The 16873-nt window shown below is 71.9% G+C and carries 21 protein-coding genes; 10 read left to right on the top strand and 11 right to left on the bottom strand.

What is annotated here, in order from left to right; genetic code table 11:
* Window positions 1–16: 16 nt before the first annotated feature.
* The 6 genes from A37W_RS0117615 (at window position 17) to A37W_RS0117590 (ending at window position 5193) form a co-directional block, all read left to right on the top strand.
* On the top strand, window positions 17–232 hold the full coding sequence (locus A37W_RS0117615) for a putative signal transducing protein (protein ID WP_026198576.1): 216 nt from the start codon (window positions 17–19) through the stop codon (window positions 230–232).
* A complete protein-coding gene (locus A37W_RS0117610; protein WP_018304368.1) occupies window positions 210–995 on the top strand; it encodes a tRNA1(Val) (adenine(37)-N6)-methyltransferase in 786 nt (261 codons plus the stop codon). Before A37W_RS0117615 ends, A37W_RS0117610 begins: the two co-directional genes overlap by 23 nt.
* A gap of 120 nt (window positions 996–1115) precedes the next feature.
* On the top strand, window positions 1116–1283 hold the full coding sequence (locus A37W_RS23470) for a YdcH family protein (RefSeq protein ID WP_018304367.1): 168 nt from the start codon (window positions 1116–1118) through the stop codon (window positions 1281–1283).
* 159 nt (window positions 1284–1442) lie between these two features.
* Window positions 1443–3458, top strand: coding sequence for an FAD-dependent oxidoreductase (locus A37W_RS0117600; protein WP_018304366.1), 2016 nt, complete (start codon window positions 1443–1445; stop codon window positions 3456–3458).
* Window positions 3455–4165, top strand: coding sequence for an SGNH/GDSL hydrolase family protein (locus A37W_RS0117595; protein WP_018304365.1), 711 nt, complete (start codon window positions 3455–3457; stop codon window positions 4163–4165). Before A37W_RS0117600 ends, A37W_RS0117595 begins: the two co-directional genes overlap by 4 nt.
* A 122-nt stretch (window positions 4166–4287) precedes the next feature.
* The gene (locus tag A37W_RS0117590) at window positions 4288–5193 is read left to right on the top strand and encodes a LysR family transcriptional regulator (RefSeq protein ID WP_018304364.1); all 906 of its coding nucleotides are present in this window, start codon (window positions 4288–4290) and stop codon (window positions 5191–5193) included.
* A gap of 19 nt (window positions 5194–5212) precedes the next feature.
* On the opposite strand, the gene A37W_RS22365 is transcribed toward A37W_RS0117590, so the two are convergent.
* The 5 genes from A37W_RS22365 to A37W_RS0117565 all read right to left on the bottom strand — a co-directional run bounded on the left by A37W_RS22365 (window position 5213) and on the right by A37W_RS0117565 (window position 8735).
* Window positions 5213–5623, bottom strand: coding sequence for a DUF4168 domain-containing protein (locus A37W_RS22365; protein ID WP_018304363.1), 411 nt, complete (start codon window positions 5621–5623; stop codon window positions 5213–5215).
* Between the two features lie 170 nt (window positions 5624–5793).
* Window positions 5794–6729 carry an OmpA family protein gene (locus A37W_RS0117580; RefSeq protein ID WP_018304362.1) on the bottom strand — a complete coding sequence of 312 codons (936 nt, stop codon included), beginning with the start codon at window positions 6727–6729 and terminating at the stop codon, window positions 5794–5796.
* Window positions 6726–7292 carry a peroxidase-related enzyme gene (locus A37W_RS0117575; protein WP_018304361.1) on the bottom strand — a complete coding sequence of 189 codons (567 nt, stop codon included), beginning with the start codon at window positions 7290–7292 and terminating at the stop codon, window positions 6726–6728. The genes A37W_RS0117580 and A37W_RS0117575 overlap by 4 nt, the downstream gene beginning before the upstream one ends.
* Entirely contained in the window at window positions 7289–8017 is a 729-nt protein-coding gene (locus A37W_RS0117570) for a GNAT family N-acetyltransferase (protein ID WP_018304360.1), read from the bottom strand. The genes A37W_RS0117575 and A37W_RS0117570 overlap by 4 nt, the downstream gene beginning before the upstream one ends.
* The gene (locus A37W_RS0117565; protein ID WP_018304359.1) at window positions 8004–8735 is read right to left on the bottom strand and encodes a competence/damage-inducible protein A; all 732 of its coding nucleotides are present in this window, start codon (window positions 8733–8735) and stop codon (window positions 8004–8006) included. Before A37W_RS0117565 ends, A37W_RS0117570 begins: the two co-directional genes overlap by 14 nt.
* A 422-nt stretch (window positions 8736–9157) precedes the next feature.
* Here A37W_RS0117565 and sfsA point away from each other — a divergent pair, with 422 nt between their 5' ends.
* Window positions 9158–9862, top strand: coding sequence for a DNA/RNA nuclease SfsA (sfsA, locus tag A37W_RS0117560; RefSeq protein ID WP_018304358.1), 705 nt, complete (start codon window positions 9158–9160; stop codon window positions 9860–9862).
* A gap of 79 nt (window positions 9863–9941) precedes the next feature.
* A complete protein-coding gene (map, locus tag A37W_RS0117555; RefSeq protein WP_018304357.1) occupies window positions 9942–10772 on the top strand; it encodes a type I methionyl aminopeptidase in 831 nt (276 codons plus the stop codon).
* 34 nt (window positions 10773–10806) lie between these two features.
* On the opposite strand, the gene A37W_RS0117550 is transcribed toward map, so the two are convergent.
* Window positions 10807–11295, bottom strand: a complete 489-nt coding sequence (locus tag A37W_RS0117550; protein WP_018304356.1) for a peroxiredoxin — start codon at window positions 11293–11295, stop codon at window positions 10807–10809.
* Window positions 11296–11376: 81 nt separating this feature from the next.
* Here A37W_RS0117550 and A37W_RS0117545 point away from each other — a divergent pair, with 81 nt between their 5' ends.
* Both A37W_RS0117545 and rsmD read left to right on the top strand, forming a co-directional pair.
* Window positions 11377–12594 (top strand): NAD(P)/FAD-dependent oxidoreductase, encoded by a 1218-nt coding sequence (locus A37W_RS0117545; protein WP_018304355.1) that lies wholly within the window; start codon window positions 11377–11379, stop codon window positions 12592–12594.
* Window positions 12595–12599: 5 nt separating this feature from the next.
* Window positions 12600–13163: a 16S rRNA (guanine(966)-N(2))-methyltransferase RsmD gene (gene rsmD / locus A37W_RS0117540; RefSeq protein WP_018304354.1), complete on the top strand. Its 564-nt coding sequence runs from the start codon at window positions 12600–12602 to the stop codon at window positions 13161–13163.
* Here the strand turns inward: rsmD and A37W_RS0117535 are convergent.
* The 5 genes from A37W_RS0117535 to A37W_RS0117515 are packed head-to-tail and all read right to left on the bottom strand — an operon-like array spanning window position 13160 to window position 16867.
* Window positions 13160–14110: a mechanosensitive ion channel family protein gene (locus A37W_RS0117535; protein ID WP_018304353.1), complete on the bottom strand. Its 951-nt coding sequence runs from the start codon at window positions 14108–14110 to the stop codon at window positions 13160–13162. The genes rsmD and A37W_RS0117535 overlap by 4 nt on opposite strands.
* The gene (locus A37W_RS0117530) at window positions 14110–14409 is read right to left on the bottom strand and encodes a 4a-hydroxytetrahydrobiopterin dehydratase (RefSeq protein ID WP_018304352.1); all 300 of its coding nucleotides are present in this window, start codon (window positions 14407–14409) and stop codon (window positions 14110–14112) included. Before A37W_RS0117530 ends, A37W_RS0117535 begins: the two co-directional genes overlap by 1 nt.
* A gap of 12 nt (window positions 14410–14421) precedes the next feature.
* The gene (locus tag A37W_RS0117525; RefSeq protein ID WP_018304351.1) at window positions 14422–15609 is read right to left on the bottom strand and encodes a GNAT family N-acetyltransferase; all 1188 of its coding nucleotides are present in this window, start codon (window positions 15607–15609) and stop codon (window positions 14422–14424) included.
* A 32-nt stretch (window positions 15610–15641) separates the two neighbouring features.
* The gene (locus A37W_RS0117520) at window positions 15642–16406 is read right to left on the bottom strand and encodes a glycerophosphodiester phosphodiesterase family protein (RefSeq protein ID WP_018304350.1); all 765 of its coding nucleotides are present in this window, start codon (window positions 16404–16406) and stop codon (window positions 15642–15644) included.
* A complete protein-coding gene (locus tag A37W_RS0117515; RefSeq protein WP_018304349.1) occupies window positions 16403–16867 on the bottom strand; it encodes a RidA family protein in 465 nt (154 codons plus the stop codon). The genes A37W_RS0117520 and A37W_RS0117515 overlap by 4 nt, the downstream gene beginning before the upstream one ends.
* Window positions 16868–16873 lie beyond the last annotated feature (6 nt).

Raw genomic sequence — 16873 nt, 5'->3', positions numbered from 1 at the left:
CATGTAAGCGGTTGGCATGAGAGAGCTCCTGCGCACGAACGACCCCACGGTGCTCGCCTTCGCCACGGCCCTGCTCGAAGGCGAGGGTATAGATTGCTTCCCGCTGGACGTAAACATGAGCGTGCTGGAAGGGTCGATCGGGATCCTGCCGCGCCGCCTCATGGTCCGAGACGAGGATCTGACGCGCGCCGAGCGGGCGATGCGCGACAATGACATCGACCTCGGACGCTGAGACCACCTGCGACGCGTTCCTCGGCGGCCGGGTGACGGCGCTGCAGCCCCGGGCCGGCTACCGCGCCGGGGTGGACGCGGTGTTCCTCGCCTCCGCCGTGCGGGCCGTTCCGGGCGACACGGTGCTGGAGCTGGGCTGCGGAGTCGGCGTGGCGGCCCTGTGCCTCATGGCGCGGGTGCCGGGGCTGGAGGTGACGGGGGTCGAGCTGCATCCCGCAATGGCGGCGCTGGCGCGGGTGAACGCCGAGGGACGGCCGTTCGAGGTGGTCGAGGCGGACGTGTCGGCGCTGCCGGGCGGCGTCACGTCGCGGCGCTTCGCGCAGGTGATGATGAATCCGCCCTACTACGACCGCCGCGCCTCGCGGGCATCGGGTCATGCGGGGCGCGAGGCGGCTCATGGCGGAGGGCCACCGCTGGCGGAGTGGATCGCGGTCGCCTCGCGCCGGCTGGCGCCGGGCGGGCGGCTGACGCTGATCCAGCGGATCGACCGCCTGCCCGAGGCGATGGTGGCGCTGGACGGCCGGCTGGGGTCGGTCGAGGTGGCGCCGCTGGCGGGCCGCGCCGGGCGGCAGCCGGGACGCTTCCTGCTGACGGCCCGCAAGGGTGGGCGGGGAGCCTTCGTCCTGCACCCGCCCTTCGTGCTGCACGACGGGCCGCGGCACCGGGACGATTCGGAGGATTACGGCGCCGCCGCACGGGCGATCCTGCGGGAGGGAGCGACGTTCCCGTGGGCGCCCGGCCCGGCGACGCGCCGCAAAGCTTAACCTTGCGGCAACATTTTCGGCGGCAGACTGCCGGGAGGGCGGCGATCTGCCATGCCGCGTGACAGGCGCCCCCGTTCCGTGGTGCACTCAAGGCACCCACACATTCAAAGGAGGACCCCCATGAGCGTCAGTTCGCATGTCGAGGAGTTGCGCAAGAAGCACCAGGTCCTGTCCGAACGGGTGGAGGAGGCGCACCGCAACCCGGCGACAGACGACCTCGAAATCGCGAAGATGAAGAAGCAGAAACTCCTTCTCAAGGAGGAGATCGGCCGGCTGACCGCCAACTAGGGAACACGCGCCGGCCGCCGGACCCCCGGGTCCGGCGCCGGCGATCCGGGGCCCGGGCCCGTGACGGTCGGGCCGCCGGATGATAGGAACCACCCCGACGGTGATCCGGCGCAGGTCGCGCCGGTGCGGCAATGGGCCCCGCCGTTCGGGGAGGGACCCATGAGCCGATATCCGCATCTCCTGGCGCCGCTCGACCTCGGCCATGTGACGCTGCCGAACCGCGCGCTGATGGGGTCGATGCATACCGGGCTCGAGGAGACGAAGGACTGGGACCGGGTCGCCGCCTTCTACGCCGCCCGGGCGCGGGGCGGCGTCGGACTGATGGTGACGGGCGGCATGGCGCCGAACCGCGAGGGCGGGGTCTTTCCGGGCGCCGCGGGGCTGTTCACGCCCGACGATATCGCCAACCACCGGCGCGTCACCGACCGCGTCCACGGCGACGGCGGCCGGATCGCGATGCAGATCCTCCATGCCGGACGCTACGCCTACGGTCCCGACTGCGTCGCCCCCTCGGCCCTGAAATCGCCGATCTCGCCCTTCCCCCCGAAGGAGCTGGACGAGGCGGGGATCGAGAAACAGATCGTAGACATCGTCACCGCGGCCGCGCGGGCGCGCGAGGCTGGCTATGACGGCGTCGAGGTGATGGGGTCCGAGGGGTACTTCCTCAACGAATTCCTCGCCGAGCGCACCAACCGCCGCACCGACCGCTGGGGCGGCTCGCCCGGGAACCGCCGCCGCCTCCCGGTCGAGGTGGTGCGCCGGGTCCGCGAGGCGGTGGGCGACGACTTCATCCTGATCTACCGGATCTCGCTGATCGACCTCGTCCCGGGCGGGCAGGCCTGGCCGGATGTGGTGGCCCTCGCAAGGGAAATCGAGGCGGCGGGCGCGTCCATCCTCAACACCGGGATCGGCTGGCATGAGGCGCGCATCCCGACGATCGCCACCAGCGTGCCGCGCCGCGGCTTCGCCTGGGTCACGAAAAAGCTGATGGGCGAGGTGTCGATCCCCGTCATCACCTCGAACCGGATCAACACGGCCGAGGTGGCCGAGGCGGTGCTCGCCGAGGGCTGCGCCGACATGGTGTCGATGGCGCGCCCGTTCCTCGCCGACCCCGACTTCGTCGCCAAGGCCAGGGCGGGACGCGCGGCCACCATCGCGCCCTGTATCGCCTGCAACCAGGCCTGCCTCGACCACACCTTCGCGGGCAAGATCAGCACCTGTCTCGTCAATCCCCGCGCCTGCCACGAGACCGAGCTGGTCGTGGAGCCGGCGGCCGAGCCGAAGCGGATCGCCGTCGTCGGCGCCGGCCCCGCCGGCCTATCCGCCGCGCTGACGGCGGCGGAGCGGGGGCACCGGGTGACGCTGTTCGAAAAAACGGGCGAGATCGGCGGCCAGCTGAACCTCGCCCGGCGGATCCCGGGCAAGGAGGAGTTCGACGGTCTCGTCGAGTGGTTCGCCACGATGCTGGATGAGCGCGGCGTCGAGGTGCGGCTGGGGACGACGGCGGACGCCGCGGCGCTGGAGGGTTTCGACGAGGTCATCGTCGCGACCGGCGTCGTGCCGAGGGACCCGGCCATCCCGGGCCAGGACGGGCCGAACGTCCGGGGCTACGCCGAAACCCTCCGCGGCGCGGACGTCGGCGCGCGGGTGGCCGTGGTCGGCGCCGGCGGCATCGGCTTCGACGTCTCCGAGTTCCTGGTGCTCGGCGGAGAAAGCCCGACCGAGGACCTGGACGCTTGGTTGCGCGAATGGGGCGTGACCGACCCGGAGGAGGCGCCGGGCGGCCTCGCGCCCGAGGGGCCGCGCCCGACGCCGCCGGCGCGGCAGGTCACGCTGCTGCAGCGCAAGGCCGAGAAGCACGGCAAGCGCCTCGGCAAGACCACCGGCTGGATCCACCGCGCCGGCCTGCAGATGAAGGCGGTCGAGTTCGTCGGCGGCGTCACCTACGAGCGGATCGACGCGGACGGCCTGCACGTCCGCGACGACGCCGGCGCGCGGCTGATCCCGGCCGACACGATCGTCCTCTGCGCCGGGCAGGAGCCGGAGCGCAGCCTCGCCGACGCGCTGATCGCGGCGGGCCGGTCGGTGCACGTCATCGGCGGCGCCGACATTGCCGCCGAACTCGACGCCAAGCGGGCCATCGCCCAGGGCACGCGGCTGGCGGCGCGGCTGTGAGGACGGCGGCTTCTCGGACCCGGCCGGCGTGGGCGGGCGCGGCGCGGCTCGCCGCCGCGTTCCTGGGCCTGTCATGCGCCGGCCCGGCCCGTGCCGACGGCCTCCTCGCCATCGGCGACTCGCTGCTGTCGATCCATGCCGAGGCGGGCGCCTCGGTCCCCGACGTGGTCGCCTCCGAGCTTGGGATGGAGGTGGAGAACCGCGCCGTCAGCGGCACCGTCTTCGGCGCGCTGCCGATCGCGCTGCCGGACGAGGCGGTGATCGGCACCCAGTGGATCGGCGGCGACTGGGACTGGGTCCTGCTGTCGGGGGGCGCGAACGACATCGCGCTGGGGTGCGGCTGCCTCATCGGCTGCGGCCGGGTGCTGGGCCGGCTGATCTCCGAGGACGGGACCCACGGCCTCGTGCCCGACCTCGCGGCCGACGTGCGCGGGACCGGCGCCGGCCTCGCCGTCGTCCTCTACGCCCCGCCCGGCGGGCCGGGGACCGGCTTCGACGCCTGCCTGCCCCTCCTCGACGCCTACCGCGAGCGGCTGGACGCCCTGGCGGCCGCCGATCCCGGTATACGCGTGATCGACGCCGGAACGGTCATCGCGCGGGGGCAGACGGACCTCTACGAGCCCGACCTGATCCACCCGTCGCCTGAGGGCGCCGCGCGTCTCGGCCGGCTGGTCGCGGACGTCATCGCGACCCCACCGTCCCGCTGACGCGTTTCCGCCCTGCGACCAGTTCGGGACTTACCCCCGTATTGTCAGGGCCGAGCCGCTTTTGTGCCCGAATTCGCCATCACTCCTGCCGGCAGCGGGGGAACGGCACGTAAGGAACGAGGATGGATCGCCTGACGGAAATGGAAGCGTTCGCCACGGTCGTCGACCAGGGCGGCTTCACCGACGCGGCCAAGAAGATGGGCATCTCCAAGTCCGCCGTCTCCAAGCACGTCTCGTCGCTCGAGGCGCGCCTCGGCGCGCGCCTGCTCAACCGCACCACCCGCCGCGTCTCTCCGACCGAAATCGGGCTGGCCTACTACGACCGCGCGCGCCGCGTCCTGAACGACGCCGGCGAGGCCGACGCCCTCGTCACGTCGATGCAGTCGGCGCCGTCGGGCCTCTTGCGGATTTCCGTCGCCACAGATTTCGGGGTGAATCACCTTTCGCCGGTGTTGGGCAACTTCCTGCAGGAGTTTCCCGACATCACCGTGAACATGGTCCTGAACAACCGCTACGTGGAGCTGATCTCCGAAGGCTTCGACATGGCGATCCGGATCGGCGAGCTGGAGGATTCCACGCTCCGCGCCCGCAAGCTGACCGAGACGGCCAAGCGGATGATCGCCTCGCCCTCGTACTTCCAGCAGTACGGCCGCCCGCAGAAGATCGACGACCTGAACGAGCACAAGCTCCTGCACTATTCCAACCAGTCGAACGGCGCGGTCTGGAAGATCACCGCGCCCTCGGGCGAGAAGCGGCAGGTGCGCACCGCCGGCTGGCTGACGGTGAACGACGGACAGTCGCTGCTGAACGCCTGCATCAGCGGCCTCGGCATCGCCTACCTGCCGTCGTTCCTGTACGCCGACGCGATGCAGAAGGGGCTGGTGGAAGAGGCGATTCCCGGCCTGCCGGTGGAAGTGCAGGGCATCTACGCCGTCTATCCCCCGGGCCGGTTCACACAGCCCAAGGTGCGGGCGTTCATCGACTTCCTCGTGAACGCCTTCGCGGAGAAGGGCCCCGACGCATGGTGACGCCGGGGCCGTTCGCACATCAGCCTTCGGGCGTCTCGCCCGACTGCTGCGGCTGCATGTCGGCCGGCAGCATCGCGACGATGCGCGCGGCGAGGTCCTCGTCGGCCGAGGCGGCCTGGCTGACGGCCATGTAGTCGTCCAGCGTCAGGCCCTCCGTCGACTCGATCGCGGCGACCATCGCCATGTTGGCCTCCTCGATCAGCGCCGGGCGGTCCGCCTCGGCCGCGGCCTGGACGCGCGGTTCGTAGTCGCCGCGAACTTCCTCGATCGCCACGACGGCATCGACGAATGCGGTAAGCGTCGCATCGTCGAACGTCATGGGCGCGGTCTCGGTCGCCGCGGGGGCGTCGGTGCTCGTGTCCTGCGCGAGGGCGGCCATCGGGGCGGCGCCGAGCGCGGCGGCGGCGAGAAGGGCGGTCAGTCGGGTCATGGATCACTCCGTTGGACTGTGTGTCGGACACCCGAGCTATGCGGAGCCGTCAGCCGGCGCGAGGGGCGCCGCGACGGGCGGCGAGGGCCCGCCCGATATGCCGGCTTCCGTCGGCGCGGGTCCGCCGTCCTCACGCAGACCTTATCCCCTTCGGTGGATCGATCCGCGGATCACTCGGGCAGCAGCACTGCCTCGACCCGCCGGTTCGCCTCGCGTCCCTCGGCGCTGAGATTCGAGGCGAGGGGCGCGAGCCAGCCCATCCCCTCGGCCGACAGTCGCGCACGGTCCACTCCGTGGCTGTCCACGAGCCGCTCCAGAACCGACGCGGCCCGGCGGCGGCTCAGCGCGATGTTGGCGTCGAGCGAACCCTCGGCGTCGGTATGGCCGACCAGGGCGACGGCCTGCCCGGGATGGGCCGCCATCCACGCGGCGAGGTCCGCAAGGGCCGGGTAGCTCCCCTCGTCCAGCGTCGAGGACCCCGTCGCGAAGGAAAGATCGCCCAGCACCGCGTGCCCCGCCGCCTCCAGCTGGGCGCCCACCTCTCCCGCCGCTGGCGGGACGACCGGCGCCGCCGCCTCGCCCGTCAAGGCATCGTCCGTCGCCTCGGCCACCGGCGCCGCGCCCTCGCCGCCGGCGCGGGTGATCTGGACGAACCCTGCCAGCGCCGAGCGCGAGACGAGGATCGACAGCAGCGCGTCGTCCTCCGGCCGGCGCGCGGCGAGGTAGCGGAAGTCCGACAGGTCCACATGCATGTCCGGCGGGTCCGCGACGTCGAGGGCGAAGCGGAAGTCGAAGCCGCCGCAGGCGTCGGTGTCGCAGGCGTAGACCGTCTCGAACCCCGCCGGCCCGAGCTGGGCCCCCAGCCGCGCCATGATCTGCGCCGTCGTCAGCCCGGCCGAAGCGATGCGCCAGACCGACCGCGCCACCCGCCCGTCGACCGTCAGCGATGGCAGACGCCCCTCGGCGTAGGGCCCGATGGCGATTTCCGCCGTGCCGGGATCGGCGGCTTCCTCGCTCACCCGCACCGCGTTGCCGGGCAGGTCCAGCGACTGCGCCGCCGCGCCGGAGGCGAGCGCCAGCCCGAGCAGCGCGGCGGCAGCCTTCATCGCGCCTGCGCGTGGTATTCGGGGTTCGGCCGCATGCCGGTGGCCGACGCGACGCGGTTCGACATCGCGAAGAAGCCGGCCACGCTCGCGATGTCCCAGATGTCGCGGTCGGAGAACCCGACCTCCCGCAGCGCGTCGCGGTCGGTCTCCGTCACCTTGTGGCTTTCGACCGTCACCTTCTCGGCGAAGGCCAGCATCGCGGTCTGCCGCGCGTCCAGATCGGCGGTGCGCCAGTTCATCACCATCCGCTCGCCGAGCACCGGGTCGCCCGACAGCTGCCGCACCGCCGCGCCATGGGCGACGAGGCAGTAGAAGCACATGTTCACCGAAGAGACGGCGACCGCGATCATCTCGCGCTCCAGCTCGGTCAGGCCGCTCTCGCCCAGCATCAGGTCGTTGTAGAGCGCGGTGAAGGCGTTCAGCTTGGCGATGTCGAAGGCGTAGGCCCGCAGTACGTTCGGCACCATGCCCAGCTTCTCCTCGCAGATCGCGAAGTAGCGGGCGGTCTCCTCCGGCAGCGGGTCGACGGGCGGCAGGTTCAGGGCGGTGGGGCTGTCGGTCATGGGGCCTCGCGGATGCGGTAATGGTAGTGCGCGGCCTCCGCCATGCCGAGGCCCGCGTACAGCGCGTTGGCGGCGCCGTTGGCGCGGGTGACGAGGACGGCGAGGTGCGTAGCGCCGTTCTCCCGCGCCCAGAAGGCGGCGCCCCGCATCATGTGCCGGGCGAGGCCGCGGCGGCGGAATCGGGCGGCGGTCTCCAGCGCGTGCAGGACGGCGAGGCCGTCGTGGACGCCGACGTAGGCCGTCGCGGCCGGGCGGTCGTCGACGCGGCCGAGCAGGGTGGTCTTCGGCTCCGGCGCCCGCTCCATCACGGCGAGGCGGGCGGGGCCGATGCCTCCGGCGGCCCAAATTTCGCGCTGGATCGCCAGCGGCGGCCAGACCTCGATCACCGTGACCGGGGGCGGCCGCTCTGTCGTCAGCGCCTCCACCGGCGCGGCGAGGACGGCCACCGGGTCCTTCACCGCCCAGCCCTCCGCCTCCAGCAGCCGGTCGAGCGCGTCCTGCCCGGCCTTCACCATCACCTGCGGGATCTGGCCGAGGGCCTCCATCGCCGCCACGCCCGTCGCGAGGTCGGCCGCCGTCGGGTCCGTGTCGGTCGTCGCCGAACTGACCCGGCTGCCGCCGCCGCGCCCCTCGCGGATCGTCCAGATCCCGACGCGCGCGGTCGCCGCCGCAGGCCACGTCGCCTCGGCCGCCGCAGCCCAGGCGGCCGCGTCAGGCGACGGCATCGGGAAACAGCTCGGACAGGCGCACCAGCGCGGCGTCGACGCGGGCGGCATCGCTGCCCCGGACGACCACGTTGGCGCCGTAGATGCCGTCGCGGTTGAACGGGTAGGAGCCGAAGGAGAGGTCTTGGTACTCCGCCGCCAGCTCCGCCAGCGGCCCGGCGATGTCGCCCTCGCCCCGCTCGATCCGCAGGGACTGGGACAGCAGCGGCGTGCCGCCGGTGAGGCGCGGCAGCAGGCTCGCCACCATCGCCTCGAAGATCGTCGGCACGCCCGCCATGACGTGGACATTGCGCAAGGAAAAGCCCGGCGCCGCGCTGATCGGGTTGTCGATCAGCTCCGCCCCGTCCGGGACCCGCGCCATCCTGAGGCGCGCCGCGTTCAGCTCCTGCCCCGAGCGGTCGTAGTGCGCCTGCAGGATCGCGCGGGCATCGTCGCGGACGTCGATCGGCGCGCCCATCGCCTCGGCCACGCAATCCGCGGTGATGTCGTCGTGGGTCGGCCCGATTCCGCCCGAGGTGAAGAGGTGGTCGTGCGCCGCCGCCATCTCGCGGATCGCGGGGACGAGGCGGTCGGGGCGGTCCGGCAGGACGCGCACCTCGACGAGGTCGATCCCGGCCTTCGCAAGGGCGCCGGCGAGGTGGTGCATGTTGGCGTCGCGGGTCCGTCCCGACAGGATCTCGTCGCCGATTACCAGCATCGCGGCGGTGGGGTTGGGCATGGCTCTGGCCTCCTCGTCGCGCCGGAGGCGCGCCCTCTGATCGCGCCGGAGGCGCGCCCTCTGATCGCGCCGGAGGCGCGCGCTGTCGTCGCGCTCCCTGGCGCTTGTCGGTCGCGCCGGGGGTGCGCCCTTCCTTCGCCGCGGAGGCTAAACCGCCGCCGCGGGATTTCCAATCCGACCCGGTGCGAATGGCCCCGCTTCCCCGCACCCGCCCGGAATCAGCCGCGCAAGCGGCCCGGGCAGCGTCTGGCCGGCCCCCGGCCAGACGCTTCCTCGCCACCTGCGAGACGATCGGGGTCGTCCGATGAAGCCAATATAGATCGCCCCTACCGCGGCATCGGAGCGTCTGACCGCGGCCAGACGCTGCCCTCCTGTCGCACTCCAAGATTGACACCGCGCGTTGCCTGACCGACCCCGCCGCCATGCACTTCGCCCGCCCCCTCGTCCCCGCGACCCTCCTGCGCCGCTACAAGCGCTTCCTTGCAGACGTGGCGCTGGACGACGGCACCGAGGTCACCGTCCACTGCCCCAACCCCGGCGCGATGCTCGGCCTCGACACCCCCGGCGCCCGCGTGTGGCTGGAGCCGACGCCCGGCCCGACGCGCAAGCTGCCCTTCGGCTGGCGGCTGGTGGAACTGCCGGGAGGGCACTTCGCCGGCATTGACACCGGCCTGCCCAACCGCCTCGTCGCCGAGGCGCTGGTCGAGGGGCGCATTCCGGCGCTCGCGGGCTACAGGGTCCACCGCCCCGAGGTCCGCTACGGGCAGGAGAACAGCCGCGTCGACTTCCACCTCGCCGGCGGCGCCGAGCCGGATGCCCACGTCGAGGTCAAGAACGCCCACCTGCGCCGCACCGGAGACCTGTGCGAGTTCCCCGACTGCGTGACGCTGCGCGGGACGAAGCACCTGCGCGAGCTGGCCTCGGTCGCGCAGTCCGGGGGCCGCGCCGTCCTCTTCTTCGTGGTCCAGCGCACCGACTGCACGCGCCTGTCCATCGCCGCCGATCTCGACCCGGGCTATGCCCGCGCCTTCGCCGCGGCCCGCGACGCGGGGGTCGAGGTGATGGCACACGCGACCGCGATCGGCCGGGACGCGATCCGCCTGACCGGCCCGTTGCCGGTCGCGTGACGGCGCCGGACGCCCGCGGGGCTGGAATCTCCGCCCTTTTCGGACTACCTGTGGCGCAAGTTTTTCAGGACGTTCCGCCATGGACGACACCAAGACGCACCTGACACGCGACGGCATCCGCCTGTACCACCCCGCCGACTTCGCGGGGATGGAGCGGGCGGGCCGTCTTGCCGCGCAGATCCTCGACGACATCGCGGACCACGTCGTGCCCGGCCAGACCACCGGCCGGCTGGACCAGTTGATCGAGGAGTGGGTGAAGGCCGCCGGCGCGACCAGCGCCACCATCGGCTACAAGGGCTACCAGCACGCCAGCTGCATCAGCGTGAACCACGTCGTCTGCCACGGCATCCCGGGCGACAAGAAGCTCAAGGACGGCGACATCCTCAACATCGACGTCACCGTGATCGTCGATGGCTGGTACGGCGACACCAGCCGGATGTACGTGGCCGGCAAGCCCTCCCGCAAGGCGGAGCGGCTGATGCAGGTCACCCATGACGCGTTGATGCTGGGGGTGGAGGCCGCGCGGCCCGGCAACACCTTCGGCGATATCGGCCACGCCATCCAGACCTACGTCGAGGGCCAGCGGATGAGCGTCGTGCGCGACTTCTGCGGCCACGGCCTCGGCCGCGTGTTCCATGCCCCGCCGAACGTGCTGCATTACGGCCGCCCCGGCACCGGCCCGCGGCTGGAGCCGGGCATGTTCTTCACCATCGAGCCGATGGTGAATCTCGGCCGGCCCGAGACCAAGGTCCTCGCCGACGACTGGACCGCCGTGACCCGCGACAAGTCGCTGTCGGCGCAGTTCGAGCATTCCATCGGCATCACCGACCAAGGCTGCGAGGTCTTCACCCTCTCGCCCGGCAACCGCTTCCACCCGACCTGGGCGACGGGGCAGGGCGACAGCTTCTGAAGCGGGGGCGGGCCACCGCCCGCCCCGCGCACTGTCAGAGCTGCTCCACCAGCGTCTCGCCCGCCGACGTCTCGCACATGCCGGGGCTTTCCTCGGCATTCAGGATGCGGACCGTCCTGTTCTCGACATACATCGAGTACCGCCGCGACCGCCCGTAGAAGCCCGCCGGCGGAGCGGTGAAGTCCATGCCGATCGCCCTGGTGAACTCGCCCGACGCATCCGCCGCCATCTCGATCCCCGCCGCCTTGGCGCCCGTCTCGTTGGCCCAGGCGTTCATCACGAACGGGTCGTTGACAGCGACGCAGATCACCTTGTCGACGCCCTTCTCCTGAAAGCGGCCCATCGTGCGGATGAAGCTCGGCACGTGGGCGGTGGTGCAGGTGCCGGTATAGGCGCCGGGCAGGCCGAAGATCACCGCCTTGCCGGTGCCGATCAGGTCGGCCAGCGTCACCTGCTGCGGCCCTTCGGGCCCGATCTTCAGAAACGTCGCCTCGGGCAGGCGGTCTCCGACGTCGATGGTCATGTGGTCTCCGTTGTCTTGGTTGTTCTCGCTCGCCGGCGATATAGGGTGCCGGCGTCGGGCCGGCCACGAGGGAAGTGAGAGATGCATGTCGTCGTGATCGGGGCCGGGCAGGCCGCCGCGAGCCTCATCGGCAAGCTCCGGGCAGAGGGCTTCGACGGCCCGATCACGCTGGTCGGGGCCGAGCCGGTGCCGCCCTACCAGCGCCCGCCGCTGTCCAAGGCGTACCTGCTTGGCGAGATGGAGGAGGAGCGGCTCTACCTCCGCCCCGCCGCCTGGTACGGCGAGCAGGACGTGACCCTGCGCCTCGGCACCCGCGCCGTCGCCCTCGACCCGGCGGCGAAGGTCGTGACGCTGGAGGGCGACGAGGCGCTGCCCTACGACGCGCTCGCCCTCTGCACCGGCTCCTACCCCCGGACCCTGCCCGAGGCGGTGGGCGGGCACCTGGACGGCGTCTTCACCATGCGCGACCTGCGCGACGCCGACACGCTGCGCCCCGAGCTGGTGAAGGGGCGGCGCGTGCTGGTGGTCGGCGGGGGCTACATCGGGCTGGAGGCGGCGGCGGTCGCGGCGAAGTCCGGCCTGCAGGTGACGCTGGTCGAGGCGGCGGAACGCATCCTGCAGCGCATCGCGGCGCCCGTCACCTCCGACTGGTTCCGTGCCCTGCATAGCGCCCACGGCGTCGATATCCGCGAGGGCGTGGGGCTGGAGACGCTGATCGGCGACGCCGACGACCGCGTCACCGGCGCCCGTCTCAAAGACGGAACCGAGCTGGAGATCGACCTCGCCATCGTCGGCGTCGGCATCCAGCCCGCGACGATCCTCGCCGACACGGCCGGTCTGGCCATCGACAACGGCATCGCCACCGACCTGCACTGCCGCACGTCCGATCCGCACATCTGGGCCGCCGGCGACTGCGCCTCGCACCTGTACCGGGGCGAGCGGATCCGGCTGGAAAGCGTCGGCGGTGCCATCGACATGGCCGAGGCGGCGGCGCTGAACATCCTCGGGCGCGAGACCGAGTATCACCCGCGCCCGTGGTTCTGGTCCGACCAGTACGACGTGCACCTGCAGATCGCCGGCCTCAACCGCGGCTGGACCGACGTCCATGTCCGCCCCGGCGCGGGCGAGCGGTCCGCCTCGCATTGGTACTACGCGGACGGCGCACTCATCGCCGTCGACGCGATGAACGACAGCCGCGCCTACATGGTCGGCAAGCGGCTGATCGAGGCGGGCCGGTCTCCCGATCCGGCGGTCGCGACCGATCCGGCGACGGACCTCAAGGCGCTGCTGAGGGGCTGAGGGACATGCGGATCGTCGGCGGCGCGCACCGGGGACTGGCGCTGGCGGGCGTCGGCAAGGGCGATCCAGGCGCCCACCTGCGGCCGACGACGGACCGGGTGCGCGAGGCGATCTTCAACCTGCTGCAGGGCGGCCGCTTCGGCGATCCGGTGACGGACGCCCGCGTCCTCGACCTCTTCGCCGGCACCGGCGCGCTGGGGCTGGAGGCGCTGTCCCGCGGCGCCGCCTTCGCCACCTTCGTCGACGACGGCCGCCCGGCGGGAAAGCTGATCCGCGAGAACCTGTCCCGCGCCCGGCGGCAGGACGACGCCGCCCTGATCGCCCGCCCCGCGGCCCGGATCGGGCCGAACCCCGGCGAGCCTGCGTCGCTGGTCTTCCTCGACCCGCCCTATAGTCGGAACCTCGGCGCCCCCGCCCTCGCCGCCGCGCTGGCCGGCGGCTGGATCGCCCCCGGCGCCGTGATCGTCTGGGAGGAGGCGGCAGAGCCGCCGCCGCCGCCGGGCTTCGCCCGTCTGGACGCGCGGCGCTACGGCGACAGCTGGGTCGCGCTGATGGCGGCGGACGGCTAGCCCGCGACGTCGCCCGCGGCGTCGCGCCCGGCGGGGCGGGGCTGCGGCGCGCTCTCGAAGCCGGGGGCGGCCATGTCCGTGCCGCCCTCCTCGTCGTCGTCCTCGTCGCGCGCGATGTGCAGCGTCCGGGTCGGGAACGGGATCGGCACGCCGTTCGCGTCCAGCGCCTCCTTCACCTTGCGCTTCATGTCGGCCTGGTACTGGAAGAAGTCCGCGCTCGGCACCCAGACCCGGCACAGGAAATCGACCGAGCTGGCGTTCAGCTCGTTCACCTGCAGGAACGGCTCCGGCTCCGCCAGAGAGCGCTCGTCGGCCATGATCGTCTCGCGGATCACCCGCTCCGCCTCGGCCAGGTTGGCGCCGTAGCCGACGCCGAACGTCCACTCCGCCCGGCGCAGCGGGTAGGCGGAGTAGTTCTGCATCGTGTTCCCCCAGATCTCGGCGTTCGGCACGATGATCTGCACGTTCCCGATCGAGGCGAGCTCGGTGAAGTTGAGGTTGATCGACTTCACGGTTCCCAGCTTGCCGTTCAGGTCGACGAAGTCGCCCAGCTTGAAGGGCCGGAAGAAGATGATCATGATCCCGGCCGCCACGTTCGACAGCGTCCCCTGCAGGGCGAGGCCGATGGCGAGGCCGGCGGCACCGATCACCGCGATCAGCGACGTCGTCTGCACCCCGAACGTGTTCAGCACGAACAGGAACGCGAACCCGATCACCACGTAGCGCGCGACGTTTCCGAGGAAGTCGAACAGCGTCTGGTCCAGACGGGCGTGCTTCTCGGCGAGGCCCTGGATCCGGTTCTTGATCCAGCTGGCCAGGATGAAGCCGGCGATCAGGATCAGGATCGCGGCGACGAGGTTGCCGAAGATCGAGATCAGGAATTCCAGCGTCAGGAGGTCGCCGAGGGTCCGTCCGTTCCAGATGGCGGTGTCGAGGAGGTTCTGCATCAGTCGTCTGCCAGTTGGTTCATCTTCTTCGCGAGTTTCACGTCGAGCTCGGTCAGTCCACCCGCGTCATGGGTCGTCAGGGTCACGTCCACACGGTTGTAGACGTTGGACCACTCGGGGTGGTGCTTCCACTTCTCGGCCCAGATCGCCGCCCGCGTCATGAAGCCGAATGCGTCGATGAAGTTGCGGAACTGGTACGACCGGGTCAGCGCGTCGCGGCCGTCCGCGACGGTCCAGCCGGACTCCAGAAGGGGGGCGAGCGCGGCGTCGCGCTCGGACTCGGGCAGCAGGTCGGCCATGTCGGGTCTCCGTCAGTCCTGTTCCTCGATCGTCATCCGCTTGAACGGGCCATAGCTGGCGAGGATGCCGATCTCCTCGGTCACCGCCTCGCGCTCGGCCTGCAGATACCGTTCCACCGCGTCGCGGAAGCCGGGGTCGCCGATCCAGTGCAGCGAATGGGTGACGTGGGGCATGTAGCCCCGCGCCAGCTTGTGCTCGCCCTGCGCGCCGGCCTCGACCCTGAGGCCGTGGGCGATCGCGAAGTCGATCGCCTGGTAGTAGCACAGCTCGAAATGCAGGAACGGATGATGCTCGGTGCAGCCCCAGTAGCGGCCGAACAGGGTGTCGCGGCCGATGGCGTTCAGCGCGCCGGCGACCGGGCGGCCGTCGCGGATCGCGAGGACCAGCAGCAGGTCGTCCCGCAGCCGTTCATGCGCGAGGTGGAAGAAGCGGCGGGTCAGGTAGGGCGATCCCCATTTGCGCGCGCCGGTGTCCTGGTAGAATCGCCAGAACGCGTCCCAGTGCTCTTCGCGGATGTCGTCGCCGGTGAGGCTGACGATCTCGCCCCCGAAGGCCTGCGCGTCCCGCCGCTCGCGCCGGATCGCCTTGCGCTTGCGGGACGAGAGCTGCCCGAGGAAGTCGTCGAAGGTCGCGTAGCCCCGGTTCTCCCAGTGGAACTGCTGCGAGGTGCGGTGCAGCAGGCCCATCTGCGCACCCGCCAGCGCCTCGGCCTCGGTGCAGAAGGTCGCGTGGACGCTGCTCAGCCGGTTGTCCGCGGCGATCTGAACTGCGCCTTGGACCAGCGCCGCCATCCCGTCCGCCTCGTGGCCCGGCCGGGTGAGGAACCGGCGGCCGGTGGCGGGGGTGAAGGGCACCGCGATCTGCAGCTTGGGGTAATAGCGCCCGCCCGCCTGCTCGTAGGCGTGCGCCCAGTTGTGGTCGAACATGTATTCGCCCTGGCTGTGCGCCTTGGCGTACAGCGGCGCGACGGCGATCGTCTCGCCCTCGGTGGTGCGCGCGGCGAGGTAGCGCGGCTGCCAGCCGGTCCCGGTCCCGACGGATCCGCTGTCCTCCAGCGCCGACAGGAAGCGGTAGGTCGTGAACGGATCGCGCGGCCGGCCGCCGTCCGCCGCCTCGGGGCAGGCGCAGGCGTCCCAGTCGGCGGGGCCGATTTCGGCGAGGCTCGAATGGGCGGTGATCTCGATCACGGGCTGATCCATGGCGGCCAAGGGTGGCCCGCCACGGCGCGGGGTCAAGCGGGGTATCCCTCGAACGTGACATTGTCCGCGACCGCCCGCGCCGCCCGCTCCGCCGCGGCCGAGCGGATGGTCCAGGTGAGGATCGCGGCGCCCGCCGCCTTCAGCTCCGCCACCCGCGGGCGGGACAGGTCGGCGGCCTCGTGGCTGATGAAGGAGGCGCCGGTGCCGTCGTAGTCCGGTATGCCGCGGAGACGGTCCCGCACCCCCGCCGGCAGCGTCGGCCAGCCGTCCGGGTCGTAGGCGGAGGTGGTCAGGCCGCGGGGAACGTCCGGCGCAAGGTCGGCCATCGCGGCGACGCTGTGCGGATTGAACGACATGACAGCCACCTCGCCCTCGTAGCCGTGCAGCGCCCGCGCCGTCGCCTCCTCCAGCGGACCGACGCCTCCCGCGCTCATGGCGCCGTCCTGGTCCTTGATCTCGACCAGCAGCGGCACCCGACCCTGCACGAGGCCCAGGGCCTCGACCAGCGTCGGCGCCCCCGTCGTGCCGCCGAGCAGGGGCAGATCCGCGAGCGCGCTCGCGGTCCTGCCCCGGACGGGTCCGGCGACGCCGGTCAGGCGCTTCAGGTCGTCATCGTGGAACACCACCGCCGCGCCGTCTTCGGTCAGTTGCACGTCCACCTCGATCCCGTAGCCCGCCTCCACCGCCGCGCGGATCGCCTCGGCCGAGTTTTCGGGCCGGCCGGCGGCGCGGTCATGGTACGCGCGGTGCGCGATCGGACGCCGCAGGAACGCCTGCGGCAGGGGCACGCGGCTCATGCGATCTGGAACACGCCCTCGATCTCGACCGCGACGCCGAGCGGCAGCGAGGCGGCCGAGACGGCGGACCGGGCGTGCCGGCCGGCGTCGCCCAGCAGCTCGACCAGCAGGTCCGAGGCGCCGTTCACCACCTTGGGCTGGTCGGTGAAGTCGGCGGTGGAATTGACGAAGCCGGTCAGCTTCACCACCCGCTTCAGCCGCGACAGGTCGCCCTCGCAGGCCCGGCGCACCTGCGCCAGCAGCGACAGCGCACAGCTGCGCGCCGCGTCCGCGCCGGCCGCCACGTCCATGTCGGCGCCAAGCTTGCCGCGCAGCGGCCCCTCCGGCCCGGCCGAGATCTGGCCCGACACCCACACCAGGTCGCCGGTGACGACGAACGGCACGTAATTCGCCGCCGGCGCCGGAGCGTCCGGCAGCGACAGCCCCATCGCGCCCAGCCTGTCTTCGATCGTGTCGGCCATGCCGTC

Source organism: Wenxinia marina DSM 24838 (assembly GCF_000379485.1).
GTDB classification, from domain to species: Bacteria; Pseudomonadota; Alphaproteobacteria; order Rhodobacterales; family Rhodobacteraceae; genus Wenxinia; species Wenxinia marina.
Note: the sequence above shows the minus strand (reverse complement) of the source record. Positions and strands in the feature narration are given on the sequence as shown.

Coding starts and splice junctions, on each gene's coding strand:
- A37W_RS0117615 (WP_026198576.1), top strand. CDS start 17: ATGAGAGAGCTCCTGCGCACGAACGACCCCACGGTGCTCGCCTTCGCC.
- A37W_RS0117610 (WP_018304368.1), top strand. CDS start 210: ATGACATCGACCTCGGACGCTGAGACCACCTGCGACGCGTTCCTCGGC.
- A37W_RS23470 (WP_018304367.1), top strand. CDS start 1,116: ATGAGCGTCAGTTCGCATGTCGAGGAGTTGCGCAAGAAGCACCAGGTC.
- A37W_RS0117600 (WP_018304366.1), top strand. CDS start 1,443: ATGAGCCGATATCCGCATCTCCTGGCGCCGCTCGACCTCGGCCATGTG.
- A37W_RS0117590 (WP_018304364.1), top strand. CDS start 4,288: ATGGATCGCCTGACGGAAATGGAAGCGTTCGCCACGGTCGTCGACCAG.
- A37W_RS22365 (WP_018304363.1), bottom strand. CDS start 5,623: ATGACCCGACTGACCGCCCTTCTCGCCGCCGCCGCGCTCGGCGCCGCC.
- A37W_RS0117580 (WP_018304362.1), bottom strand. CDS start 6,729: ATGAAGGCTGCCGCCGCGCTGCTCGGGCTGGCGCTCGCCTCCGGCGCG.
- A37W_RS0117575 (WP_018304361.1), bottom strand. CDS start 7,292: ATGACCGACAGCCCCACCGCCCTGAACCTGCCGCCCGTCGACCCGCTG.
- A37W_RS0117570 (WP_018304360.1), bottom strand. CDS start 8,017: ATGCCGTCGCCTGACGCGGCCGCCTGGGCTGCGGCGGCCGAGGCGACG.
- A37W_RS0117565 (WP_018304359.1), bottom strand. CDS start 8,735: ATGCCCAACCCCACCGCCGCGATGCTGGTAATCGGCGACGAGATCCTG.
- sfsA (WP_018304358.1), top strand. CDS start 9,158: ATGCACTTCGCCCGCCCCCTCGTCCCCGCGACCCTCCTGCGCCGCTAC.
- map (WP_018304357.1), top strand. CDS start 9,942: ATGGACGACACCAAGACGCACCTGACACGCGACGGCATCCGCCTGTAC.
- A37W_RS0117550 (WP_018304356.1), bottom strand. CDS start 11,295: ATGACCATCGACGTCGGAGACCGCCTGCCCGAGGCGACGTTTCTGAAG.
- A37W_RS0117545 (WP_018304355.1), top strand. CDS start 11,377: ATGCATGTCGTCGTGATCGGGGCCGGGCAGGCCGCCGCGAGCCTCATC.
- rsmD (WP_018304354.1), top strand. CDS start 12,600: ATGCGGATCGTCGGCGGCGCGCACCGGGGACTGGCGCTGGCGGGCGTC.
- A37W_RS0117535 (WP_018304353.1), bottom strand. CDS start 14,110: ATGCAGAACCTCCTCGACACCGCCATCTGGAACGGACGGACCCTCGGC.
- A37W_RS0117530 (WP_018304352.1), bottom strand. CDS start 14,409: ATGGCCGACCTGCTGCCCGAGTCCGAGCGCGACGCCGCGCTCGCCCCC.
- A37W_RS0117525 (WP_018304351.1), bottom strand. CDS start 15,609: ATGGATCAGCCCGTGATCGAGATCACCGCCCATTCGAGCCTCGCCGAA.
- A37W_RS0117520 (WP_018304350.1), bottom strand. CDS start 16,406: ATGAGCCGCGTGCCCCTGCCGCAGGCGTTCCTGCGGCGTCCGATCGCG.
- A37W_RS0117515 (WP_018304349.1), bottom strand. CDS start 16,867: ATGGCCGACACGATCGAAGACAGGCTGGGCGCGATGGGGCTGTCGCTG.